Below are 23,925 nucleotides of genomic sequence, written 5' to 3' on the forward strand. Positions count from 1 at the left end.
CATTATCCTGTTACTGAACGATTGTTGTCTGACGGCGTCAGCGTTTGCTCATTCACGACCACACGGCTGCATGCTTTGCCATATCCTAAGGTATATTTGAGGGCCGGATAGACACGACATGAGCTGATACTAAACGCGATGGCAATCAGCCCTTGCTCTCCCCACATGGCACGAATATGTGGGCGTATATCATCGGCGCCGGGATTGTGGGCCAACACCAGATCGGTAAACTCCACTATCAGAGCGAGTTCATCAGGCAATGCAGCAAGGTCTTTGTTGACGATTGCGCTAACCTGGACAGCTGGCACGCCAGCTTCCAGTGCCATATTGACCAGCAGCTGGGTACAGGGTCCGCAATCGTCCCACAATATGGCGCGTAACCTGGCGGCATATAACGGTGCCGCAGGCAGGCCACCATGAAAACCCGCCATGGACTGAAATTTCAGGTATTTAAAAAAGGCGCTCAGGTCCGTGGACAGGATGTCCTGCATATAAGTGACGTCGTAGTCATATTTTTTTTGCATCGATATGAGCATTTTGTTCAGTAGGTATTTGATCATCGGAGACTCCTGGTGGTTTGGTATTTATGGTTAGCTGTTGTACTGAGTTGTGAAAGACGCTGTGCGGGACTTTTTAACGGGCGTTGCAGCAAGAGCAGACAAAAGACAAACAGGACTGCAATCGTGCACAGCATAGTGGTGAAGGTGTCGCTACTTAATAATGCTGCACCAAGGAGTGGGCCAGATGCCACCCCTATGCTGGATACCACAGCTGCAACGGATGAGAGCTGCCCTGAGCTATCCTGCTCAGCGATGAGGGCGAGCAGGTAGGCATGCACCGCGGGCCAGGCAAAAAACAGCAGTGCCAGAGCCAGCATATAGACGAGGTCAAAATGTGCATAAATGAGCAGTAAGGCGGCCATGACACAGAGCAAAATGCTGCCGCATAAATACAGAGTGCGGTGCGTCCGGCCGGGTCTCATAATGGGTAACAATGCGCCTGCCAGTCCCAGCAAACCAGTCAGAGCAATGATTTGGCTGATCTGGGGTTGAGGCAGGCCTGCGCGCTGGCCTATCTGGCCCGCAAACGCCCATATTCCGCTCGCTGCAACCAGATAGAGCAGCATCGCCAGCAGCAACCGGGTGCTTTTGGCTGTTAAACGCAGACGTTTTGAATGCTGTTTTGGGCTTTGTGCCGCTGGCAAGGCTGGCAGCAAGGGCAAAAAAAACAAAGCGATAAAAACCAGTGCAGCCATGATATAGAAAACGGCGTAGCCACCGAGCAGGCGCTCAAGTGCAGGCACAGCATAGATCACCACAGAGCCGATACTGAACTGAATAAACAGCAAGGTGCCGAAGGCTCTGTCCGGGTTAGTTAAACGCGCGAGGATGGCAAATGATATACCGACACTAAAGCCACCCAGTACCCCGGCGATAAATCTCCAAGTCAGCAAACCTGTGTAAGTGCTCCATGCTGATGTACTAAGCTCCATAGCGCCTAATGCGATGAAGGTGAACAGTAGAGCGGGTTTCCAGGCAATATGGCGAACCACAAAAATGGCGCAGATACTGCCCACTAATGCGCCATAACCATTGCTGGCCACCAGAGTACCGGCTTGTTGCGCGGAAAAGCCAATCCGGCCTGCCAGCGCATCCACAACGGCGGGTAAAAAGTTGAGATAGGCCAGTCCGGCCATGGCAACGAATGCCAGGCAAAAATAACGTATCCCTGAGTTTTCAGCATGGTTTGCAGTGTGCTGTAACATAGTGTGTCGTCTCCTGAGTCACTTTGTCATCACTCTAAGAGGTTCCGAGAGACGGAAAAACCAGCGATTTTGCCATTTAGTCGTGAATACTATTCATGAATAATTGCTGATATAGTGAAAATATCGACGATGTTTACCCAACACACAGGACTGACTATCATGGATAAACTGAGATCACTGACACTGTTTCTGGCAACCTGTGAGGAACAAAGCTTTGCGGCAGCGGCGCGAGTCTGTAATACCGACCCATCCACCATTAGTAAAGCCGTGAGCCGGCTCGAAGCTGAGCTGGGTGTGACCCTGTTTCAGCGCTCTACCCGACAATTGAAGATCACCTCTGCCGGGCGGCATTACGCGCAAACTGTGCGCTCAAGTATCCAGGCATTGAGCAGCTGTGAAGAAGAACTCAGGCAGCACAATGATGCGCCAAAAGGACGGCTGCGGGTCAACAGTGCTGTTTGCTATGGCCATTTGTATTTGCGTCCCTTGCTTAAAACGTTTTGTCAGCGCTACCCGGAGATCACACTGGAGCTATCCCTGGATGACATGCATGTGGATATCATTGAACAGGACATTGATGTGGCATTGCGTACTGGTTACGTTAAGGACAGTCGCCTGGTTGCACGTTGCCTGAGCCCGATGGACTTTGTGGTCTGTGCGTCACCTGCGTATCTTGAGCAATATGGCACACCAGCTAATTATTCTGAGTTTACAGAGCACGCCTGGATCGGTTTTAAAATCAAAGAAACACAGCAGCTGCAACCGGTTTTTCTGCCAGACGCACATGGTGATTATCAGCTTTGTGAACTAGAACGTACGCATATCACCGATGACGGAGAAGCCATGGCACAGTTGTGTGCCGATGGTTTTGGATTTGCCCAGTTGCCGCACTTTCTGGCTAAGGCGGGACTGGAAAGTGGGTCTTTGGTAACGCTCTACCCCGCGTTCAGGGCACCTATGCCAGACAGCGGGGTGTTTGCTATTTATCCAAAACGAGAATACCTGCCTGCCAGAGTCCGGGTTTTCCTGGATTTTTTGGTTGCTGCTTTAGAAGCGCAACAAGAAACACCTACCCGTACCTGGGCAGAGCATTGGCCGTCGCGCGTCCAGTTTGACTGATCAGCTAAACAGGGGCGCACAGCTGCCCTGTGAGCGGATCTGTTGAAGCTGTGTGCTTAAATGAGTGTGCATACTCTCAAAGGCAAAGTTGCCCATACTGATCCGTTTAACCCCAAGGCCGGCAAGCGTGTTAATGTCTGATAATCCGGGCATTGCCATCACATTCAAAGGTAGTGAACAGGCGTTTGTTATGGCCAGAATGTCCGCGTGTCCGGTAATACAGGGCAGGAACAAGCCATCGGCGCCCGCTTGCTGATATTGTTGGGCCCGACGCAGTGCTTCCTCGCGGGCGTTGTCGAGATCCAGTAAAAAAGCATCACAGCGCACATTGATAAACATGTCGGTCTGTTGTGTCGCTAAGTGATGGCGTACGGCTTTTAAACGTGCTGCAAATTCATCGCTATCAGTCAGCGTGCGCGTTGCATTGATGACCACACTGTCTTCGAAATTAATGCCCACCACGCCCAGCTCCGCCAGTTTTTCAATAAATTGTGCAATTTGTTGTGGGTCGCGACTGTAACCGGCCTCGATATCAACACTCAGGGGCAAGTCGGTCGCTTTGCTGATCCGAGTCACCATAAACAGTAGCTCCTCAAAAGCCATTTGTTCACCGTCCTCGTATCCCAGTACGCTGGCCACCGCCGCGCTGGAAGTACCCAGTGCCTGATATCCTGCTTGCTGCGCTGCTTTGGCGCTGGCCGCGTCCCACACATTAGCCAGTAAAAACGGGGTTGTTTGTTGATGGAGTTGTTTGAATGCTTGCATCTTGTCTCGCTAATTAGGTTGTTGTTTACGGACCTCATAGTGCGGATATAGGCGCTTAAAGACCAACGATAAAAATCGACTTGTACTATAAGCTCTGCTTATAATACGGCTTTTCATGAAGCCGGAATTACCTCAGTCGTGTTTAAAAATATCAATTTGCTGGTGACGTTTGAGTGCGCGGCAAGACACCAGAGTTATAGCCTGGCTGCGGCTGAACTGTGTATTTCACAGGCTGCGGTCAGCCAGCAAATGCGCTTGCTGGAGCAACAGCTGGGGCAGCGATTGTTTGTCAGAGCCGGGCGTAATATGCAGCTAACCCGTGCGGGTGAAACTTTGCTGGAGCACACCGGACCTGCCTTAACTAGGATAGGTCAGGGCATAAACTGCCTGCGTCAGGAGGAGCTGGCGGGAGAGCTCAGCATCAGCTCTACCCAGGCATTTAATACCCTGTGGCTGATGCCCAGGTTGCAGGAATTCGCGAATTTGTATCCGCAGATCCGCATTCGCCTGCACTCATCTGCCAGCTTTGAAGATTTACAACACGCCCGCATTGACCTGGCGATCCGCTTTGGCACACAGGTCGAACAGCACACCCCAAGCGCGCTGGCCTGCGAGTATTTTGGTGCTTCACCGGTATTGCCGATATGCTCGGCAAAGCTAACACAGTCATTACCACTCAATACGCCGGCCGATCTGCTGGCGACCTGGCTGGTATCTTTGGCGCAGCCCGGCGCATACGACTGGCCAAGCTGGTTTGAGGCGCAACAGGTAACGGGGTATGTCGACCACCCTCACTGGACTTATGTAGACAGCACGGATATGGCACTCAGCGCAGTGGCCAGCGGTCATGGCGTGACTCTGGCGGTGCCCTACTTATGTCGTCGCCAGCTCGACAGTGGCGAACTGGTTATTCCATTCAAACTGCCCCACCCAAACCCGGTGAAGCGCTATCTGGTGTACGACCCTAATTCGGCTCGCCTGGCCCGTTTACAGGCATTTATGACCTGGTTAAAAGCGCAGGACATATAGCGTTATATGTTCTGTGCTGACATCATGCTCAGGCTTGATGTAAAACAAAGTTGATTTAATTCCTCATCCTTTTGTTTATAAATTGTGCTTTTTGTTGTTACAGTACCGCCTGTACAGTTTTTAAACACGGTTGTAATTGACCTTTAAAAACAATTGAACAGAGGAAAGGATGAAAAGGAAGCTTATTTCGTCGCTCACTATGTTGTTGTCGGTGACTATACTCACACCACTTCAGGCGCAGGAGGATAGCGTTCTCACCGCTGCCAGTCATTATAGTGCTTATATTTTTAGCGATTTTACTGCGGGGAGCGGACATGCCGAAGGTGGCCTGGCCGTGGGGGGAGATCTATCACTGAATGGCTATGGTCTGGCGACACATGCAGCCACGCTGACAGCGGGTTATGGGCTGTTGGTTGAAGGCAATGCCACTTTTGATAATGGCCGCCTTTACCACGGCCAGGTGAGAGTAGCTGGTGAAGTCAACTTTGCCTATCCCGTGTTGTCTGGATTACCAGCCGGAACAGAGATTGAAAATCAGCCTCTGGATACATCAATTATTGATAGTAAGCCTCATTTTCAGGCTGTCTCTACGCAACTTAGTGAGGCTACAGCGAATGGAACAGTGGAGTTTAAGTGGGGTGGCTTGTACCTAAAAGGAGATTGTCACAGTGACACCCAGGTGTTTACTCTGAATGGCAGTCAAACCAATGTAGCTCACACCTTTGATGTCCAGTGTATTCCAGATAACGCGACGGTTATTTTTAATATTTCTGATGACAACGTTGTCTTTAAGAATAAAAGTCTGGCGACTTTGTTGCCACACAGGTCGAGAACGATTTTTAATTTTTATCAGGCTACAGCGCTGAGTATCGCCGGGGTTAGTATTGAAGGTGTTGTGCTGGCACCAAATGCCGACATAGACGCGCCACACGGCGATGCGCAGGCAACCGTCATCGCCAACAGCTGGCACGGGTCTATGCACTTGGGTAGTGTGCGTTTTCAGGGGGATTTATCAGACCTGGTCAGCTTTAACAAAGCCCCTATTATCGTCTCAGACCCTAATATCTCGGTACAATGGCCGGACACTTATCGCTATGCGGTCGTCGCGCAAGATGCTGATCGGGATCCTATTTCTTATCAATTGGAGTCAGCACCACAGGGGGCGCAAATCAATGAATGGACAGGTTTGATCCGCTGGGAGACTGAGCAGGTCACACCAGGGCATTATTCATTTACTGTGGGAGCCGCAGATGACAAAGCGGCTTTCGATGTTCAGTCGTTCGTTGTTACGGTTAACGCTCCGGACAACTATGCTCCCGTGATCACTTCGGTGCCACCTACACTGGCTGATATTAATACACGTTATGAATATCCGGTAATGGCGACCGATGCCGACGGAGACACGTTGAGCTATCGACTCATACAGGCTCCTGTGGGTATGCAAATTAATGCACAAAGTGGTGAAATAACTTGGCCGGTCGGGGCTGCGCAAACTGGGACTCATCTGATAGTAGTGCGGGTGACTGACGGACAGGCCAGTGATACTCAAAGCTTTAATATTCAAGTGAGCGCACCAGGCAACCAGGCACCGATGATCACTTCAGTACCCATAACCGAGGCGGTATTAGGTGTCCACTATCAATATGCCGTGATAGCTCAGGACCCTGATCAGGATCCTATCAGGTTTGAACTGATTGATGGCCCTGAAGGAATGCAGATCCATCCCCAGACCGGGCTGCTGGATTGGGTAGGCGAGCAGTCTCAACTTGGAGAACATTCGGTTACTGTCCAGGTAACGGACTTAGCGGGGCTTAGTGGCATTCAGCAATTCATTGTCCGACTTACTACTCAGGGCAATCGAGCACCTGAGATTACATCACAAGCCGTTGAACTGGTTGATGAGTTTCAAGATTACCACTATCCGGTCAGTGCTACGGACGACCGGGACCAGCAGCTGAGCTATGTTTTAACTCAATCGCCAACGGGGATGAGTATCGACCCAAACAACGGACTGGTAGCCTGGCCTGCGCCTGAGTTATTGCCACAAGGGCGTTTAGCTGACAATCCCTATTGCCGCATAGTCCAGGATAAAACAACGCGTGTCAGTGGAGCCGCCGACATTTTCTTGGTTGTTGATGAGTCAGGGTCTATGAGTGGTGAGCATCGTTGGATGGATGACCTTGTGCCCGCACTAGAAGCAGGTTTACGCGATGTGGGCGTTGGCAATGCGTATAGTAATTTGTATGGTTTGGTCGGCTATGAAGCTCGTCCTTCGTACAAAACCTATCTGGAGCAGTATGTGGTTGAGGCGGATAGTTTTACCGAATTGTCGCGTCAATTGCGTTTATATGGTGGTACGGAAGATGGATATCGGGCTATGTCCGAGACCCTCGATACGTATCCTTTACGTGATGAAACCGCACATAACTTGATTTTGGTCACTGATGAAGATCGGGATAATACGCTTGCGCTGGACATAAATGGTATGTTGACCCGTCTTCGAGAGTCAAACGTGATTTTAAATGCAGTGGTCAACGCGACGTTTCAATGCGGTGACGGCACGTCTGCAATTGGTATTGCCGCCAATGGTGTGGGATATGTTGCCGATGGGCAGGGAGATTACTACACCTGTGAAAATGCCACCGCAATCTCCGGTTATGGCACGACGGTAAGTGACTATGTTGATCTGGCTATTCTAACAGGCGGTGCAGCCTGGGATCTCAATTTTTTGCGCGCTGGTGGCTTGCGGGCCTCGTCATTCTCGAAGGCATTGGTGGATATCAAAGTCAAAGAAATCGTTGATCAGCTACCACCGATCCTACAGTCTGATTTGCAGCCTAACTTACTATCGGTGAAGCAAAACCCATCAGGCGCTTTAACGCTAAACGTAACGCTTAGAAACCGGGGGTTAACAGCCAGTTTAGATGATGCTGTGGTTGCTTTTTACAGCAATGATCAGTTACTCGGTCAGGTGTCTCCCGGGGTAGTCGAAGTCGGAGCAATGACTTCGGTGCAGTTAAGCGATCTGGCACCACAAGCCATTAATGGCAAAGTGCGTGTGGTGGTGGCAACGGCCAGTGATGAATGTGTCAGCAACAATAACCTGCTGGAGGCGCATGTGGCGCAGGTTACGGTTGCCGACAGTGAAGGCCTGACCGATAGTCAGTGGTTTGCTGTAAATGTTCAGGACATTAATGCTGCACCAGAAATCGCACAAGTCGCACCGGTCACGCTGGAAGTCGGTGAGCGCTATAGCCAAACATTAGCAGTGAGTGATCCAGATTTAGGTGAAGGTTTGCTGTTTAGCTTAGTGAATAAGCCACAGGCGATGGAAATCAACCCTTCCAGTGGGGTGATCACCTGGCGACCTGGTCAGGCTGATGTAGGCCCGCACCTTATTGAGGCGGCGATAGAGGATCTCGCGGGGGAGGTTGTGACCACTCAATTTGAAGTAACCGTACTTGATTTCTTGCGCGCGCCAATTATCAGCAGTACACCTGTCAGGGATGCACAAGTAGGTGCCAGTTACTACTATCAGGTTGTCGCTGGCAGTGATCGTGGCGCAGCGCTGACGTACAAGCTGGCACTTGCACCCGAAGGAATGACGATTGATGCGCAAACGGGAGAGGTGGTCTGGCGTCCGGATATGGCCAGTACTGAGGCCGGGCATGAAGTGATCATCGAAGTGATTGACGATAAGAATCTGGCTGCCATTCAGTCATTCAATCTGGTAGTCAGAAGCACCGGTGTGGCGCCAGAGTTCACGTCTGTTCCGTCTACCTTTATGGCACTTGGCGATACCTTTAGCTATCAGATACAAGTGAGTACATCAGATGGGATGCCAGCTACATTGGCGCTGATAAGCGCGCCACAGGAAATGGTTCTGAATGTCCAAACCAGTACAGTGAGCTGGACACCGATACAGCCTGGCGTTTACGCCGTTGCGATAGCTGCAACCAGTGAAGGTGGCGTGACCACTGTACAAGCATTTGAACTTCAGGTCTCTGAAAGCATCAACCAACCTCCGGTGATTACTAGCTCAGCTCAGTTTGTGGGTGCCGACGATGGAAGCTTACAGTATCAGGTAGAGGCTTCAGATCCGGAAGGGAGTGCCCTCACCTACCAACTGGCTGAGGCACCTGAAGGTATGACTGTAGGACCTCAGGGATTGTTGGTGTGGCCACAAAGTGCGCAAATCGATGGGTTGCATACCGTACGCGTGCGGGCAATTGACGAGCTGGGGATCTTTGCTGAACAACATTTTACCTTTAGTTACTATCCGTCTAATCAGGCGCCAGGGTTTACCAGTACGCCAGTTGGTATTGCGGCTGTGGATGTTTTGTACAGTTATAAACTCAGCGCTACAGACCCGGACGGTGACCCCATTTACTTTTCGTTGCTAAGTGCGCCCGAAGGGGCTGTATTAGATGCAAACAATGAGCTGCTCTGGACACCGGATGCCGCATCACTGGGCAGCCAGCAATTTGAGATACTTGCAGAGGATGCACTTGGTGCAGGCGTTACACAGCGATTTTCTGTGTTAGTCAGAGCGCTGGCCAATAACCATCCGCCAGTGATCCATACATCGCCAGATTTTAGTGCCTTTGTCGGGCAAACTTATCTGTATCAGATCGGTGCCACCGATGAAGACGGTCACCAGCTTCTGTATCGCTTAGGAGACGTGCCTCAGGGCGTTACTCTGACTGCTCAGGGCTTGCTCAGCTGGACGCCAACTTTGGCTCAGGCTGGCGCACAAAGCATTACCGTCAGAGTGATTGATGAGTATGGGGCCTATGTACAGCAGCAGTTCAATGTGTCCGTCAATGCGGGCGATAAGCCGGCATTTACCAGCCAGCCAGTGTTGAGTGGCTATTCTGGTTTGGATTACCTTTATCTTCTTAGTGCACAGGATTTGGATGGTGACTCCTTAACTTTTGAGTTACTTGATGGACCGGCCGGTATGCAGCTGGATCCACAAAACCAGCTCACCTGGCAACCTGATGTTGCGGATTTAGGTGTTCATACAGTGCAAGTCCGGGTATCAGATCCTGTGGGTAACCATTCCGAGCAGCAATTTAACCTGACCATCCGGTATCAGGGGGACAGTCAACCGCCGGTGATCACCAGTGAGCCACCGGGAAGGGCAAAAACGGATGAAGTGTACCGATACACTTTGACGGCGCAAGACCCAGATGGCGATAGCCTGATTTATCAATTGCAAAGCGCACCGCAAGGTATGGCTGTTGATGCGTTGGGGGTTATTACCTGGCAGCCGCAGACCACACAGGTCGGGATCCACAGTGTGACGGTAAGCGTGCGTGATATTACCGGCCAGTCTGTTTCACAGCAGTTTAATATCGCGGTGACGGCACCAGGGCCGTTCAATCGCCGCAAGTGTCGTTAACAGGGAAAAGATTATGACAAACCATACAATACAGCTAGACAATATACGAGCACAGAGGCGTATTCTGGCGCTGATCACCTATGGCCTGGTGCTGTGCATGCTATTTGTGTTTTATTCACCTTCGGCATTGGCGATGCGCCATGCCATGGGGCAGCAGGACCACGAGGTAGCATATACCGATCAGCTCATGACGCAGCTCGAGGTGCTTAAAGACAACACGGAAAAAGCGCTTTATTACGTGAACAAGTATGCCGATAAGCCCGCTCAGCGAGCGCAGGCGCTGACCATATATCGCCAGTCGCTGAAGGCGATGCGAGCACAGCTGAGCACATTGGCCGCGCTCAGTCACAAAGAGATCCACGAGCAACTGGCTGAGGCAATGGCTGAGCAGGATCAGACTGCAATGACATTGAACAAGCGGATTTTGGCCGCCTATGAGGCACACTGGCCGGTGATTGCCGACAACCTCAAGCGTCAGACCCAGACGGAGCGTGCAAACCTCGCGGATGCACAGGCATTGGAGAGGTACCTGAGTAATATTCAGTTTGGTCGTTCGCACCATCAATACGACAATGACCAGCTTCCCTTTGGCCCTTTGCCAAACGTTGCACACCGTCCGGCAGACAGTATCCAGGCACTGCAAGCGAGGTTAGGCATTGCACCTCAGAGCCTGGCAATGTCTGCATTGCAGCGGGCTGAGTCTCAGGACCTCAGTGCCTATCTGGCATTGAATGTGGATACCGCACGTACGGCTGAGCTTGAACAGCTGGCAGCAAGCCTGAACTCTGATCCCGTGCAAATCTACCAATATGTATACAACCACATTGAATATGTCCCGGCTTTTGGTTCCATTCAGGGGGCGGACTATACGCGTCAGACCCAGCGAGGCAATGCGTTTGATCAGGCCAGTCTGATGATATCGCTGCTGCGCCTGTCGGGTGTGCCTGCCCGTTATGTATATGGCTCTGTCGAGGTAGATCCGGAACAGGTGAAAAACTGGGTAGGCGGTGTGGCGGTTATTGAAGCCGCACAAAACCTGCTCGGGCAAGGCGGTGTCCCTAATGTGATTATTAAAGGTGCCGAAGACTCTGTGGTTTCCTACGGTCTCGAACACGTTTGGGTGGAGTTTTACCAAGATGGTCAGTGGCATGCGGCGGATCCGAGTTTTAAGCAGTATGAGTATAGTGAGGGCGTGGATTTAAAGGCTGCACTACAGTTGGATGGGCGCAGCCTGACAGACTCGTTACTGGATGGGGCTGAGCAGAATGAGATTGAAGGTTGGGTTAAACACCTAAACCGGGGAGGGCTTGAGTCAAAGTTGCAAAGCGCAAAGTTACAATTGGAAAATGTCTTAGAACAGTCTTTTCCCGGTGCTACTGTTCAGGAGGTGTTGGGGGAAAAAGTAATACTTCAGCAAAATGGAGTGGTATTACCCACTCTGCCCTACCATACTATTCGGGCCAGTCAGGCATTAAAACACATTCCTGATAACTTACGTCACAAGTTCAAGTATGAGTTGCAATCGGGTGCTTCTGGCCTGCCTCAAACTCATATTAGGCTGGAGAAAAGTTTACCTGAGATTCTGGGCTATCAAACAGCACTGTCCTTTACCCCGGCAACAAGAGCGGACAGTGAGGTCTTAAGAAACTACTTGCCCTCAGATTTGAGTGATGTGTCACAATTACCAAAGACATTTCCTTATGGATTAGCGAACGTTAAAGCTGAAATTAGTATTTCTGGCAATACAGTTGTATCCGGGGGCAATTTTGCAATTGGCGATGAATTGCAGGCATCTATGGGTTTTTGGAGCCCCCGATTTGGCTGGGAATTGAGTGCCAGTCCCCTCATTGCGGGTGAATACCATGGGATTGGTATAGATGCGCATGGTGTTAGCAGAGAAATAATGGGAGATGTGAAAAATCAGTTCATACGCTTAAAAGAGCGACTGGAAAGTGGGCAGACGAGTAATATCTCTCGTCACGAGGCCGTAGGCAGTTTTCTCCAGGCTGGGATTTATACCTATTTTGCTAGCACACAAGCACAAAACGTCATCGCTAGCGTAGTAGATGAGATGGTGACTTATCGTCAGCCAAGTTATGGCACATTTTCAACCAATTTATCTGTGAGTTACCGGTTTGGAGTTCCTTTTCGTGTTGAACCAATTGGTTTTACGATGGATGTAGATCAATTGAGCAACAACACCGAATCCAGTACTAATTGCTGGGATACATGGCATACTTTTAATAAGCATATCGGTGGTATTTCTTCTTATCTGGAAAATCGTATTCCGGAAATTTTATTGACCAAGGGAGGAAATACTGGACAAGGTGTCAGTGCAATTGCTGCGTTAAACATCGCTTCCAATTTAGGACAAAAGATCTATACCCTGACCCAGTCCAACCTGGATTCTTTACAACAAGTGACAATTGATAGTCAGGCAAGGAGTGAAATTCTCATCGCTGTTCAGGCAGGAAAAACAGTGCTATTGCATGAGCGTCCTGTTCAGGTTGGCACATGGCATGGTTCTGGGTATGTGATTTATGATCTGGATTCTGGGGCTGGGGCGTATAAAATTTCTGGGGGGGCCAACGGGGGCTTCTTATCTGATGATGCGGCGGGAACTTTAACGTGGTTAGGATTTGTAGCTGGCGCGATCAGTACGGTAGCACTGAGCTTTTTGTTCTATGTGGCAGCAATAATTACGGTATTGCTCCTAGTCGACTTGCTCCTTGATTACCGGGCCATAGATCATCGTTGTGCCGGTTTAGGTGGCTTGATAATGCTTGCGGTGGGCGTTTCAATTGCTGGAATATTTGCTGCCCCTTTGATGGGGATCGTGTTGATGTATACTGGGCTTTTAGCTGGTAATGCACCGTTGACGGTAGCAATTAGCTCAATTTGTAGAAACTAGCTGGAGCGTGAGAGTGGCTGCACTGGATATATTCATTACCCTGATCCAACTGATATTTCTGTTGTCGGTCAGCGTTGCTTTACTGCTGGGTAAGGTTTTTATGAAAGGCCGCTGGATCTATCGCAGCGAGGGTTGGGAATACTGGGCGGCGACACTCACCCAGTTGTTTGCTCTAGGCCTGCTGCTGTATTTCTTTGGCTTACTGATACCATGAGGGAGCTGTCTGGCAGTATGAGTATCACACAGCGCCTGTTACTGGCAGTACTGGCTGTACTTTGGTTGCTGCTCCTGAAGGAAGTGTTGCTGGATGAATTCAGCGCTTATATCACGGCCTTGCAATGTAAAGAGGTGGACAGAGGCTGGCGGGTCGCAGTGTTACTTAGCACTGCATTTGTTTTTGCTGCGCTGTGCATATCGGGTTGTCTGGGTATCGTTTATTTTAAGTATACCAAAGCCAGGTGTGTATCTGTGGCCCTCGTCATAACCCTGTGTTGTGGTGTACTGGCAAGCGGCGCGGGGGTTTGGGGTATCATGTTATTACCTTGTTAAACCAGGCGAATATATCGCTGATATACAGAGGGAGAAAGTCAATGGAGATCCCCAGGAGAAAAACAATTGCTTCTGGAGCCTCTTTTGAATCTAGAAATGCATGCTATGTATGGGAATCTTTTTGACTGTCAGCTCTGATACCGGCTAGCAGTTCACAAGTGAGGTATGGATGCGTATAAATAGTTTAAAGTTCACTTGTGCCACCATCTGGCTTGCAGGGTTTTATCTGTCGTTTGATACGCTCCATATCAAACAAGACAACCACTGGTTAAGTGGCTTTTTGTTGATGTTGGCGGGTATCGCGATTTATATCGGGCTGGGTTTAAGGCATTTATCCTATCGCTCACTCAGACTGAATCTGTTTTTGCTTCTGAGCTTTTTGGTTTCTATATTGATGCCTGATCAGCTAAATACATTCAGAAACAACTATTTACTAGAGCATCAAGCTCAGGAGGCAGAGGTTTATACCTCGGTACCAGCAAATACCTGTAATGATCGTGGATTTTGTAAACCAAGGTGCCTGGTTTCGTTTGAAGCGGAGGGCCAAATAGCGAAAAACTATTTTAAGCCCGAGGTTTGTGATACGCCTTTGCGTGTCATTTATGCACGCTCCCGGCCTGATGTATTTATCGTTACAGCAAAGTAGAGACGTTTTATCACTCTGTCAGATAACAGGCTGGTTTATAAGATCTTTGCATAGCTAAGTCATTTTTATCTGGGTTGCGAGGTGCTGGGCTTAGTGCTATTTGCCGAAAAAGGAATGTGACTCAGGCATTGGATATGTTTATTACCCTGATCCAGTTCGCCTTTGTATTGTCGGTCAGGGTTGTCTTGTTGCTTGATAAAGTATTTTTGGGGTCGCTTTATGGCGTTAAAAACGCATGCTGATATTTGGGGCGTAGCGATTGGGTTTCAGATTGGCTTTGTCACTTTGAGCATCTACTAAATGGCCATGCAACGTGGTATTGCTGTCGTGCTCAATTTGGTCACTTTGCTGGCCTTGTATGGTTTTACCTTTGAGTCGTCACCTCCGTTTGTATCTTTGTTGCTTGCCTTTGCTGGCGCAGAAGTCATACATCATGTTTGTAATGGCACCAGCTTAGGCGTACGTTGCTACAAAGCTTGTCTGCATTGCTTGTGTGCGACTTATCTGTATGTGTTGTACCGTGAACCAGATGCTATCACACTGATGTGCCTTGGTTGGTTCTTATGCCTGCACCTTTGTCGCGCAAAGTATACTATCAAGTAAAGTGGCCCCATCGGTTTTTCGTACGATGCATTGTAACCTTTTTATCTTTTCAACTAATTCAATGGGCTAGTTGTTTTTTGAAGCGCCTTGGGATGGTGTGCAAGTTACGTTCTTCTTGATATTTCTATAAACATGGAAATATTGGTTGATCTAACTTTATATTTCCATAATACTGGAAATATAAAGTTAGATCAGGAGAGATGTATGTCACCAGAAATGCAGGTCATGCTTGAAGAAGCGGCCGATATGTTTGTGTTCCTTGCGTTGGAGTTAACCGTGTTATTTCTCGTTGTAAGTTATTTGGTAGGGGTACTACAGGAATACATTACGCCCGAAAAGGTGAGGGAAAATCTGAGTGCCCGCAAAGGCAAGGGTTATATGATAGCGGCATTGTTGGGTGCTATTACGCCGTTTTGTTCCTGCTCAACGATCCCTTTCCTGAAAGGACTATTGCAGGCACGTGCCGGGTTTGGGCCAGTTACCGTCTTCTTGTTTTCCAGCCCTTTGCTGAACCCCATTGTTATTGGCTTATTGATTGTCACCTTTGGACTGGATGTTGCGATATTTTACTTTTCGGTTGCTTTGATCACGTCAGTGGTGTCTGGCTACTTGCTGGAACGACTGGGGTTTGAGCGTTATGTCCGGGACGAAGCCTACCTGGCTGCGGTCAGTCAGTCGACCTGCAAGGTTGGCCAGACGAGCAAAGAGACGCCGCTTAACTCGGAAAATCGCCAATGTGGAGGTGAGAAAAACCCTGCTACAGACTTAAAGCTGGCAGAAAATCGCTGGTTGCGAATTTGGCGAACAACCTGGAAAGACTTTCTCGCTACCCTGCCCTATTTACTGCTTGGTATCACCATAGGGTCATTTATATACGGCTTCGTGCCGACAGAGCTCATTGTTGACTATGCCGGTGAAAACAAATGGTATGCCATTCCACTTGCTGCAATTATTGGTATTCCTCTGTATATCCGTGCTTCTGCGGTGATCCCTCTGAGTGCCGGTTTAGTGCAAAAAGGGATGGCTCTGGGGTCGGTGATGGCCCTAATCATTGGCAGTGCCGGTGCCAGCTTGACGGAAGTCATCCTGCTTAAGTCCATTTTCAGGACGCAGATGATCCTGGCATTCCTGAGTGTGGTACTCGGCATGGCGATGTCAGCCGGATACTTATACACCCTTATTTTTTAACTGCTTATTTATCTTGTACAGGCTGTCGACCAAACCGACGGCCTGAGTTTAGATACGATTAATCAAGAGGTAATCTGATATGAAACCAATCGAAGAGGTCATTATTATCGGTGCCGGCCCCATCGGTCTGGCAGCGGCTGCACGACTGGTGGAAAAGGGGATACGTCCCACCGTTATTGAAAAAGGTCACACCGTCGGGGCAGCAATACTCAAATGGGGACATGTGAGCCTGTTTACGCCCTGGTCTTATATGGTGGATGAGGCTGTTGCGAACCTGCTTACTCGGCATGGCTGGTCCGGCGTAGATGCCAATGTTACTCCTACAGGCCGGCAAGTCGTTGAGCAATATCTGCAACCTGCGGCCGAGCTACCAGAACTGGCTGAGCATATTCGCTATAGCACAGAGGTCTTTGGCGTGTCTAAAGCGGGGATCAGTAAGCATACAACGCTGGGTCGTGACAGTGCACGTTTCGTTGTGCATTGCCGAAATGAACAAGGGATCCAGGTACTGCACAGTGATGCTGTGATTGATGCTTCCGGTACCTGGTCGACCCCAAATCCGTTGGGGCTGGACGGCTTGCCTGTACCTGGTGAGCTGGCCAATCAGGAAAGTGTTTATTATGGTATCCCGGATATTCTGGGCACTCAGCGCAATGGCTTCGCAAGAAAACGCACCTTGGTGGTGGGAGCCGGTCATTCGGCAATGAATATCGTACTGGATTTGCTGCGACTGCAGACGGTGGCGTCCGGTACCGAGGTGATCTGGGGGTTGCGCAAAGACAATATCGATAAGCTGCTGGGTAAAGGTATTAACGACAAAGTGCCAGCGCGCAGACAGCTCGGACTGGCGGCCAAAGAAGCCATGGAACATGGTGCGCTAAAGCTGGTTTCCCAATTAGACATTAAAGAGCTCACCCGTACAGAGCATGGGTTAGATATCAGCGCCCTGGCAGCCGGAACGCATATTAAGATGCAGGTTGATAATATCATCGTAGCGACTGGTTTCAGCCCCGATCTGGAGATGCTGCGGGAGCTAAGGCTGGACTTGGACCATATCGTTGAAGCGCCGTCGCGGCTGGCCCCACTGATTGATCCCAACCTGCATAGCTGTGGCTCGGTGCGCACACACGGAGTAGATGAGTTGTCTCATCATGATAGGCATTTTTACATTGTGGGCATGAAATCCTACGGACGCGCTCCTACTTTCTTAATGCTGACCGGCTATGAGCAAGTTCGCTCTATTGTTGAGTCTTTAGCGGGCAATGATGTTGCTGCTCGCTCATCTCAGCTGAGATTTCCCGGTGCACCTGAGACGCAACAAGGCGCGTGTTGCAGCTAGAGCGATCCGCCCTGAGCATCATCGCATGCACTATTACAGCTGGGTTCGTCTGGCTGGTTAACACAACATTCTTCCTGCAAGAAGTCAATCAGTCCTATCAGTGCATCATATTGAGGCACGCAGTAAAGTGTACGGCTTTCTCGTCGTTGCCTGACCAGCCCTACTTTTACCAGCCGATTAATGTGATGCGATAAAGTAGAACCCGGCACATTTAAAGCCGCCTGTATTTCTCCAACGGGTACGCCATGTGTGCCCCCTTTCACTAAATATCGGAAAATACTTAATCGGGTGGTGTGTCCCAGTTCAGCGAGTTTATCTGCCGCAGATGCCAGTTCCATATCTTACTCCTCATTCATATAATTCCATAGTACTGGAAATATATGAATGAGGCAAAACGGAGCAGTTTGTGCTCACTTTAACTGTCTTGATACTCAGCTAAACCGATTGAATAATGCTATCTGAACACCAATTTATCGTCGAGCATACCTTATGTGAATGACGTACTCAATGTTGAACTGTAAACCCCCTTTACAGCCGTGTTGCCAATCATAATAGAGCCGTTATGGAGGAGTATATAAGGCCTGCTTTCAGCCGCAGGTACCAGATAAGAATGGTTTCCAAGGCTAGCAACTGTATCAAACTTATAGTACCCGCAGGAACAATACAGCTCCAGGGCAATTATCAGTCAAACGTTGACAATATTTCAATCTGTAACCAAATTATTGTCTGTACGTATAGGTCCACACTGATCTGCATTTGTTCTGTCGTTTCAGCAAAGGTTTCTTATAGTGGTCAAGTCCAGTGTATTCAGCAGTTTGATAATGGTGAGCGGCCTGTCAATCTTCACTATGCTAATCTGATGTGGCAGAGCCTGCATCCTTCAACGCAGCTCAAGGGGGCAGGCATAGAGCTGGAAAATTTATGGCAGCAAGGCCCGCTGGCTGGTGTATTGGTGAAGTTGCCTGCCAATATCGAGGTGCAACTGTTCAGCACTGGCAGCGAATTTAAAGCGGTGGTTATTCGCGGTGTGCTGAATTTTTTGCAGGCAAAAACACAGCAATACTAGGTGTTACAACCTGGCGATTATCTGGCTGCCAAGGAGCCGGTGCGTATAATGCTTAGTGCAGATGAACCTGCCCTGCTTTACGTGAGAACAAACGCGCCAATTAAGCTCGCGCGAAAATAGCCTTGCACATCATAAAAACCGCCCGGTATTGAACCGGGCGCGTTATGTTAAGCCGGGTTAATTTCTGCTGCAATCACTGAAATCTCTACCAGTAATGCGTCTCTTGCCATAGCCGCTTCTACACAAGCGCGCGCAGGTGCGTGGCCTTCTGGTACCCAGGCATCCCATACTTCGTTCATCTCGCTAAAGTACTGCATGTCTTTAATATAAATAGTGGCAGACAAAATGTGTTCACGATTACTGCCTGCTTGCAGCAATAGCTCATCCACTTTCTCAAGCATAGTGGCGGTTTGCTCTTTAATGCCCTGCTCTGCATCTTTACAGACCTGGCCACATAAATAGATGGTGCCGTTGTGTTTAACGATGCGGCTCATGCGTTGTTTGGTTTCAATTCGTTGTATCACGGGGGATCCTTTCTGGAATAAATAGTGGAACAAAACTCGCTTGCGATCATGGTATCACTGCCTTCTCTGGTGCGTAACTACTTTTTCCTGTCAGCCTGCCTGAGCAGCACACTTACCATTACCGCGCGGGATCACCACGATACTTGATATTTTCGCAAAAAACCTGACCTCTTTACCCAGTAAAAACGAGGACTAATTCATGAGTATAAAATCAAAAATTGACTGTCCGCAATGCGGCATGCCTATTCACTTTGAATCCAGCTTACTGCAGGCGGGGCAAGCGTTTTGTTACGCGAATCCCAGCTGTGGCGTGACCATCTCACTGACTTCGACGTTTAATTAAGCGCCCGGACCGCATTCCATGCAATGCTGGACAATATCCGGACCAAATTTGAGCCTGGCATTGAGGTTTCTCAGCGCAGTACGCAGCCCCTCTTCAATGACCGGATGATAGAAAGGCATATCCAGCATCTGGGGCACTGTCATCTTATTTTGCACGGCCCAGGCCAGCAGATGCGCGATATGCTCAGCGGCAGGCCCGATAAACTCAGCGCCCAGGAACAAACCACTGCCCTGCTCTGCATACAGGTGCATATAACCCTTATTTTTTAGCATCACGCGGCTGCGGCCCTGGTTTTCAAAGCTCACTTCACCAATGGCAAAGCAGCCACATTTGCCATAGCGCTCGTTCAGTTGTTTAAAGCTCTCCCCCACCATCGCAATTTGCGGGTCGCTGAATACCGCTGCAATTGGTGCGCGGCGCAGGCCATTGCGCACATCCGGGAAGCGTCCGGCATTTTGACCGGCAATGGTGCCCTGATCGGCCGCTTCGTGCAGCAATGGGATCTGATTGCTGGCATCCCCGGCAATAAAGATATGGCTGTCGCCACATTGCATAGTGTGCGAGTCAGCCAGCGGCACACCGCGATCATCCAGCTCTATGCCGGTGTTTTCCAGGCCCAGCTTATCGACATTCGGTACTCTGCCCGTTGCTGCCAGCACATAATCAAATTGCTCTGTTTGTGGCTTGCCGTCGTGGTCAATGTAGGTCAGCTGTGCTTTATCGCCAACCTGCTTCATATCTGAGACTTTGGCATCGCTGTCGACATAAAATTCTTCGCCAAACACGGTATTGGCATAGTCCTGAATTTGCGGATCCGTCAGCGGCCCAATGTTGCCCCCGACGCCAAACAACTTCACCTTCACGCCCAGGCGATGCAGGGCTTGCCCCAGTTCCAGACCAATTACGCCAGGACCAAACACGGCCACAGACTCGGGTAAGTCCTGCCAGTCAAACACGTCATCATTGATGATCAAGCGCTCGCCAAAGGCTTGAAAAAAGCCCGGGATATTCGGTCTTGATCCGGTCGCGATAACAAAGCGTTTGGCGGTGATCACAGTATGGTCGTCAATCTGAACCCGATTGGCATCCAAAAAGCGTGCATACCCCTTGATCCTGTCTTGCTCTGGCAGTTCATCCACGGCTTCGAGCACAAAACCGACAAACCGGTCTCGCTCGCTGCGCACCCGGGCCATCACCGCTTTACCATCGATTTCGGGCGCTGTGGTATTAACCCCGAACTTGGGCGCTTCGCTGACGCTGTGTGCAGCTTCCGCCGCAGCAATCAACAACTTGCTGGGCATGCAGCCGACACGAGCACAGGTGGTACCATATGCACCGGCTTCGATCATTAACACTTTGTCAGTAGATTGCTTGGCATTTCGATAGGCGCTGAGCCCGGCTGTGCCCGCACCAATGACGACGACGTCAGTTTCAAGTTGTTTCATGTTTTACCTCTGAGCAAAGGGAGTTGAGGGGCTGTTAAGCCCCTTTACAGATGACTTTTTGAGTTCGTGTGGTTACTGCGCGAAGTAGGTCGCCAGGTCGTCTGAACCACCAATGTGTTTACCGCCAATGAATACCTGCGGAACAGTTTCACGACCAGACAGCGCTTTAAGACTGGTCAGGGTGGCTTGCTGACCTAACACCAATTCTTCATAAACCAGACCTTGTTCGTCCAGCTGGGCTTTCGCCTTGGCGCAGAAAGGACAGCCTGGTTTGGTGATGATCGACACTGGCTGCGGTTTTACCTGCTCCGGGTTGATGTATTCAAGCATGGTATCGGCATCAGATACTTCAAACGGGTCGCCCGGTACATCCGGCTCAATGAACATTTTTTCAATCACGCCGTCTTTGACCAGCATAGAGTAACGCCAGCTGCGTTTGCCAAAGCCCAACTCTTTTTTGTCTACTAACATGCCCATGCCTTCAGAAAACTCACCGTTTCCGTCCGGGATAAGCGTTACGTTTTCTGCTTCCTGATCTTTGGCCCAGGCATTCATCACAAATGTATCGTTGACAGAGATACAGACGATGTCATCAACCCCATTTTGTTTAAATACGCCAGCCAGTTCGTTGTAACGTGGCAGGTGCGTTGATGAACAGGTCGGTGTAAAGGCACCTGGCAGTGAGAACACCACAACGGTTTTGCCTTTGAACAGATCATCTGTGCTGATATTTTTCCACTCGTCGTTTTCACGTACCGGGAAAGTGACCTGAGGAACTGTCTGACCTTCGATATTGTTTAGCATAATGTTTGTCTCCTTTGATTTCGATGAAGCCATTATCAGGTGAATCGATTCATTTGTATAATGGGTTAAATTAATTGGTTCGATTGGAAAAATGGAATGAATCGTCCAGCGTTCAGACGATGATGCTTTTAGATTAGCCGTAATTACATGAAAGTAAAACGGCACTAAGTGAAAGCAAGGGAAAGGTAACTGAGCTTAGTTATCGGATTGTGCGGGTTGTACAAGTGGTAGCGTCAGGGTCACGCACAGACCACCCAGTTTGCTGTGCGACAAAGATAACTGCCCCTGATGCAACTCAGTGAGCTTCTGACAAATTGACAGGCCCAGACCTGAGCCGCCCAGATCGCGGCTGCGGGATTTATCGCAGCGATAAAGTCGTTCGGTGAGGCGGGGTAAATCGGCATCACCGACACCCGGGCTGGAATCTTCAAAATGACAGATCAGGTGTTCAGCTTGCTGCGTAATGGTCACACTGATCTGTCCGGGCTTATTGGTGTAGTGGCAGCTGTTGCGTGCCAGGTTGTTGAAGATTTGATGCATCCGGTCTATATCACAGGCAATTTCCAGTGTGTCGGAAAGAGTATTCTGTGTGTTCAGTTTCAACTCGTGCTGTGCGATTAAAGGTTTAATGGCACTCAGTAACTCATCAAACAGAGCTTTGGCTGGTCGTATTTGCAGGTCCAGTTGCAGGCTGTGTGTGTCTGCCTGTGCCAGCTCATAAATATCGGCTATCAAAGTGTTTAACATAGACAAACGACTTTGCATCAGTGTGTAGGTGGCATCTGGGTCAGTAATTAAATTGTGTTGCAGTGCCTCGATGTTTAATTTAAGCACGGTCAGAGGCGTTCTCAGCTCATGGGAAACGTCAGCCAATAGCTGCTGTTTTAGCGTTAGGGCCTGATTGAGTACGGCGGCCTCTTTTTCCATCACTTTGCGCTTTTTTAGGTGATAGAGGTAAAACATCAGGAAAAAGTTCAACAGCACGATAATGGCAGCTGCCAGAATAACACTTTGCAGTTTATTCTGGCGTTTTTGTTCATCCAGCCCGCTTTGCAATTGATTCACTTTGAGTGTTTCCAAATGAAGCTCAGCATCACGCTTTTTGGCTTCCAGCCGGGTCAGTCGTGACTGTTCAGTTTGCTGTTGGAGCAACTCAGTCGCGTGCGTTTGATAACGTAAAGCTGCTGCAAAGTCTTGTTGCTGCAAATGCGCAAATGCGAGCACTTTAGCGGCTTCCACCATAGTATCGGTTGGTGTGACTTCGAAAAAAGAGGCCAACTGTTCGATAGCCTGAGCTGGATTTTGGTGACTCAAGGCACTGGCATACCAGACCAGGTGCTGGCTGTGGAGTGCCTGACTATGCACCGGATTGATCAAAGCCAGGCCCTGGCCGATTAAGTTAGCGGCTTGTGGGTAGTTTTTTTTGGCAAACTCTACACGACCCAGCCCGGCGATAGCCCAGCCCAGGTTACGTTTGTGAGCGATTGATTCACTGAGGACTTTAGCCTGCTCATATGCCTTATTTGCAGCAATCAAATTGCCCAATTGGAGGAATTGCTCGGCAATTCGGATCTGGTTTTGTCCCATATAGAGGTGATCATTAACCTGCTCATCATAGCGATATGACTGCATGAAGGCGTCGAGTGCGGCCTGGTGGTCACCAAAGTCGACGAAAATATCTGCCAGACCATAATAGGTTGAGGACAGCATGGCCTCGTCCGGTTCACTTTGCTGCCCAAGCCAGCTCAGCTGGGCCTGACGACTTTCCAATGCCCTGTCTAACTGGCCAAAGAGTTTGTAAATTCTGGCTTCTGTGTCAAAGGCTGCATTGTGCAAAGAAATATTGTTGTCGAGCTCAGCATAGTGCTTTGCCAACGCAATGTGCTCAATTGCATTCAGATCCGGGCTGCCCTTTGCGACGGCATTCGCGGCCATACGATAGGTATGGCTAAGCATGCGCCAGTCCTGAGTGCGGGAGAAAAACTGGCTGGCGCTGAGAAAGTGGGATTGGGCGCTTTGATTGTGCCCTAAGCGAAAGGCCAGATCGCCATGCACCCAGTGATACTTACCCTGCATAGAGTCATCAGGATGAGTGCTCAAATGGCTGGCGAGCGCTTCAAGTCGATTGCGGGCACGATCATACTCGCCCAATCGGACCAGATGCAATGCCGTGCGATGTAGCACAAAGGTCCGTTGTTGCGGAGTGAGTGTTGACTGTGTGAGTAACGCCTCGCCTTCTTGCAGTGCCGCGCGGAAAGTCTTTCGTCCCTTTAATGGGAATTGCTGCTCATAAGCGGCAAAATCTGCACTGTGTGACACCGAGGGCCACAGTGCACAGAGTTGGGCTGCAAAGGTTAAGGCGAGTACGTTTTTCAAAATCAGTGTCCAAAAGTATGACACTGAATTCTATGTGTAATGAGCATAA

Annotated in this window: 21 protein-coding genes; 13 read left to right on the top strand and 8 right to left on the bottom strand. The window is 49.7% G+C overall.

The features are described 5' to 3' along the window. Window positions 1-2: 2 nt before the first annotated feature. Window positions 3-560 (bottom strand): hypothetical protein, encoded by a 558-nt coding sequence (locus tag MHN33_RS11340; RefSeq protein ID WP_239398039.1) that lies wholly within the window; start codon window positions 558-560, stop codon window positions 3-5. Further along, complete coding sequence (locus MHN33_RS11345) at window positions 557-1,765, bottom strand: MFS transporter (protein WP_239398040.1); 1,209 nt, start codon at window positions 1,763-1,765, stop codon at window positions 557-559. Before MHN33_RS11345 ends, MHN33_RS11340 begins: the two co-directional genes overlap by 4 nt. Before the next feature lie 159 nt (window positions 1,766-1,924). Here MHN33_RS11345 and MHN33_RS11350 point away from each other — a divergent pair, with 159 nt between their 5' ends. Continuing rightward, window positions 1,925-2,884 (top strand): LysR family transcriptional regulator, encoded by a 960-nt coding sequence (locus MHN33_RS11350; protein ID WP_239398041.1) that lies wholly within the window; start codon window positions 1,925-1,927, stop codon window positions 2,882-2,884. On the opposite strand, the gene MHN33_RS11355 is transcribed toward MHN33_RS11350, so the two are convergent. After that, window positions 2,885-3,649, bottom strand: a complete 765-nt coding sequence (locus MHN33_RS11355; RefSeq protein WP_239398042.1) for an isocitrate lyase/phosphoenolpyruvate mutase family protein — start codon at window positions 3,647-3,649, stop codon at window positions 2,885-2,887. It abuts the gene before it with no gap. A gap of 138 nt (window positions 3,650-3,787) precedes the next feature. On the opposite strand from MHN33_RS11355, the gene MHN33_RS11360 reads away from it, so the two are divergent. The 9 genes from MHN33_RS11360 to MHN33_RS11400 all read left to right on the top strand — a co-directional run bounded on the left by MHN33_RS11360 (window position 3,788) and on the right by MHN33_RS11400 (window position 17,318). Continuing rightward, window positions 3,788-4,678, top strand: coding sequence for a LysR substrate-binding domain-containing protein (locus tag MHN33_RS11360; protein ID WP_239398043.1), 891 nt, complete (start codon window positions 3,788-3,790; stop codon window positions 4,676-4,678). A gap of 169 nt (window positions 4,679-4,847) precedes the next feature. Next, window positions 4,848-10,082 (top strand): putative Ig domain-containing protein, encoded by a 5,235-nt coding sequence (locus MHN33_RS11365; protein ID WP_239398044.1) that lies wholly within the window; start codon window positions 4,848-4,850, stop codon window positions 10,080-10,082. A 13-nt stretch (window positions 10,083-10,095) separates the two neighbouring features. Then, complete coding sequence (locus MHN33_RS11370; RefSeq protein ID WP_239398045.1) at window positions 10,096-12,993, top strand: transglutaminase-like domain-containing protein; 2,898 nt, start codon at window positions 10,096-10,098, stop codon at window positions 12,991-12,993. A gap of 13 nt (window positions 12,994-13,006) precedes the next feature. Then, complete coding sequence (locus tag MHN33_RS11375; RefSeq protein ID WP_209051953.1) at window positions 13,007-13,207, top strand: hypothetical protein; 201 nt, start codon at window positions 13,007-13,009, stop codon at window positions 13,205-13,207. Window positions 13,208-13,224: 17 nt separating this feature from the next. After that, window positions 13,225-13,542, top strand: a complete 318-nt coding sequence (locus MHN33_RS11380) for a hypothetical protein (protein WP_239398046.1) — start codon at window positions 13,225-13,227, stop codon at window positions 13,540-13,542. Window positions 13,543-13,711: 169 nt separating this feature from the next. Continuing rightward, window positions 13,712-14,188, top strand: a complete 477-nt coding sequence (locus MHN33_RS11385; RefSeq protein WP_239398047.1) for a hypothetical protein — start codon at window positions 13,712-13,714, stop codon at window positions 14,186-14,188. A 300-nt stretch (window positions 14,189-14,488) separates the two neighbouring features. Then, window positions 14,489-14,791, top strand: a complete 303-nt coding sequence (locus tag MHN33_RS11390) for a hypothetical protein (RefSeq protein ID WP_239398048.1) — start codon at window positions 14,489-14,491, stop codon at window positions 14,789-14,791. A 204-nt stretch (window positions 14,792-14,995) separates the two neighbouring features. Beyond that, window positions 14,996-15,979 (top strand): permease, encoded by a 984-nt coding sequence (locus tag MHN33_RS11395; protein ID WP_239398049.1) that lies wholly within the window; start codon window positions 14,996-14,998, stop codon window positions 15,977-15,979. 79 nt (window positions 15,980-16,058) lie between these two features. Next, complete coding sequence (locus tag MHN33_RS11400) at window positions 16,059-17,318, top strand: NAD(P)-binding domain-containing protein (RefSeq protein WP_239398050.1); 1,260 nt, start codon at window positions 16,059-16,061, stop codon at window positions 17,316-17,318. Here the strand turns inward: MHN33_RS11400 and MHN33_RS11405 are convergent. After that, entirely contained in the window at window positions 17,315-17,656 is a 342-nt protein-coding gene (locus tag MHN33_RS11405; protein ID WP_239398051.1) for a metalloregulator ArsR/SmtB family transcription factor, read from the bottom strand. The two genes, MHN33_RS11400 and MHN33_RS11405, sit on opposite strands and share 4 nt — an antisense overlap. 521 nt (window positions 17,657-18,177) lie before the next feature. Here MHN33_RS11405 and MHN33_RS11410 point away from each other — a divergent pair. Next, a complete protein-coding gene (locus tag MHN33_RS11410) occupies window positions 18,178-18,384 on the top strand; it encodes a DUF4437 domain-containing protein (protein ID WP_239398052.1) in 207 nt (68 codons plus the stop codon). A gap of 167 nt (window positions 18,385-18,551) precedes the next feature. Here MHN33_RS11410 and MHN33_RS11415 read toward each other — a convergent pair whose 3' ends face one another. Further along, entirely contained in the window at window positions 18,552-18,908 is a 357-nt protein-coding gene (locus MHN33_RS11415; RefSeq protein WP_239398053.1) for a RidA family protein, read from the bottom strand. A gap of 24 nt (window positions 18,909-18,932) precedes the next feature. Between MHN33_RS11415 and MHN33_RS23865 the strand changes: the two genes are divergently transcribed. Both MHN33_RS23865 and MHN33_RS11420 read left to right on the top strand, forming a co-directional pair. Further along, window positions 18,933-19,055, top strand: a complete 123-nt coding sequence (locus tag MHN33_RS23865) for a hypothetical protein (protein WP_275442781.1) — start codon at window positions 18,933-18,935, stop codon at window positions 19,053-19,055. Window positions 19,056-19,107: 52 nt separating this feature from the next. Then, window positions 19,108-19,251: a hypothetical protein gene (locus MHN33_RS11420; protein WP_239398054.1), complete on the top strand. Its 144-nt coding sequence runs from the start codon at window positions 19,108-19,110 to the stop codon at window positions 19,249-19,251. Here MHN33_RS11420 and MHN33_RS11425 read toward each other — a convergent pair. From MHN33_RS11425 to MHN33_RS11435, 3 genes are all read right to left on the bottom strand, one after another. Then, window positions 19,248-20,696: a dihydrolipoyl dehydrogenase gene (locus MHN33_RS11425; RefSeq protein ID WP_239398056.1), complete on the bottom strand. Its 1,449-nt coding sequence runs from the start codon at window positions 20,694-20,696 to the stop codon at window positions 19,248-19,250. The genes MHN33_RS11420 and MHN33_RS11425 overlap by 4 nt on opposite strands. Before the next feature lie 72 nt (window positions 20,697-20,768). Further along, a complete protein-coding gene (locus MHN33_RS11430) occupies window positions 20,769-21,500 on the bottom strand; it encodes a glutathione peroxidase (RefSeq protein ID WP_239398058.1) in 732 nt (243 codons plus the stop codon). A gap of 195 nt (window positions 21,501-21,695) precedes the next feature. After that, a complete protein-coding gene (locus tag MHN33_RS11435; protein ID WP_239398059.1) occupies window positions 21,696-23,876 on the bottom strand; it encodes an ATP-binding protein in 2,181 nt (726 codons plus the stop codon). Window positions 23,877-23,925 lie beyond the last annotated feature (49 nt).

This window comes from Pseudoalteromonas sp. OOF1S-7, assembly GCF_022347765.1.
Classification (GTDB): domain Bacteria; phylum Pseudomonadota; class Gammaproteobacteria; order Enterobacterales; family Alteromonadaceae; genus Pseudoalteromonas.

What these genes read in the sequence shown, in the direction of transcription:
- MHN33_RS11340 (WP_239398039.1), bottom strand. Translation starts at nt 560, where the DNA reads ATGATCAAATACCTACTGAACAAAATGCTCATATCGATGCAAAAAAAA.
- MHN33_RS11345 (WP_239398040.1), bottom strand. Translation starts at nt 1,765, where the DNA reads ATGTTACAGCACACTGCAAACCATGCTGAAAACTCAGGGATACGTTAT.
- MHN33_RS11350 (WP_239398041.1), top strand. Translation starts at nt 1,925, where the DNA reads ATGGATAAACTGAGATCACTGACACTGTTTCTGGCAACCTGTGAGGAA.
- MHN33_RS11355 (WP_239398042.1), bottom strand. Translation starts at nt 3,649, where the DNA reads ATGCAAGCATTCAAACAACTCCATCAACAAACAACCCCGTTTTTACTG.
- MHN33_RS11365 (WP_239398044.1), top strand. Translation starts at nt 4,848, where the DNA reads ATGAAAAGGAAGCTTATTTCGTCGCTCACTATGTTGTTGTCGGTGACT.
- MHN33_RS11370 (WP_239398045.1), top strand. Translation starts at nt 10,096, where the DNA reads ATGACAAACCATACAATACAGCTAGACAATATACGAGCACAGAGGCGT.
- MHN33_RS11380 (WP_239398046.1), top strand. Translation starts at nt 13,225, where the DNA reads ATGAGTATCACACAGCGCCTGTTACTGGCAGTACTGGCTGTACTTTGG.
- MHN33_RS11385 (WP_239398047.1), top strand. Translation starts at nt 13,712, where the DNA reads ATGCGTATAAATAGTTTAAAGTTCACTTGTGCCACCATCTGGCTTGCA.
- MHN33_RS11390 (WP_239398048.1), top strand. Translation starts at nt 14,489, where the DNA reads ATGGCCATGCAACGTGGTATTGCTGTCGTGCTCAATTTGGTCACTTTG.
- MHN33_RS11395 (WP_239398049.1), top strand. Translation starts at nt 14,996, where the DNA reads ATGTCACCAGAAATGCAGGTCATGCTTGAAGAAGCGGCCGATATGTTT.
- MHN33_RS11400 (WP_239398050.1), top strand. Translation starts at nt 16,059, where the DNA reads ATGAAACCAATCGAAGAGGTCATTATTATCGGTGCCGGCCCCATCGGT.
- MHN33_RS11405 (WP_239398051.1), bottom strand. Translation starts at nt 17,656, where the DNA reads ATGGAACTGGCATCTGCGGCAGATAAACTCGCTGAACTGGGACACACC.
- MHN33_RS11410 (WP_239398052.1), top strand. Translation starts at nt 18,178, where the DNA reads ATGTGGCAGAGCCTGCATCCTTCAACGCAGCTCAAGGGGGCAGGCATA.
- MHN33_RS11420 (WP_239398054.1), top strand. Translation starts at nt 19,108, where the DNA reads ATGAGTATAAAATCAAAAATTGACTGTCCGCAATGCGGCATGCCTATT.
- MHN33_RS11425 (WP_239398056.1), bottom strand. Translation starts at nt 20,696, where the DNA reads ATGAAACAACTTGAAACTGACGTCGTCGTCATTGGTGCGGGCACAGCC.
- MHN33_RS11430 (WP_239398058.1), bottom strand. Translation starts at nt 21,500, where the DNA reads ATGCTAAACAATATCGAAGGTCAGACAGTTCCTCAGGTCACTTTCCCG.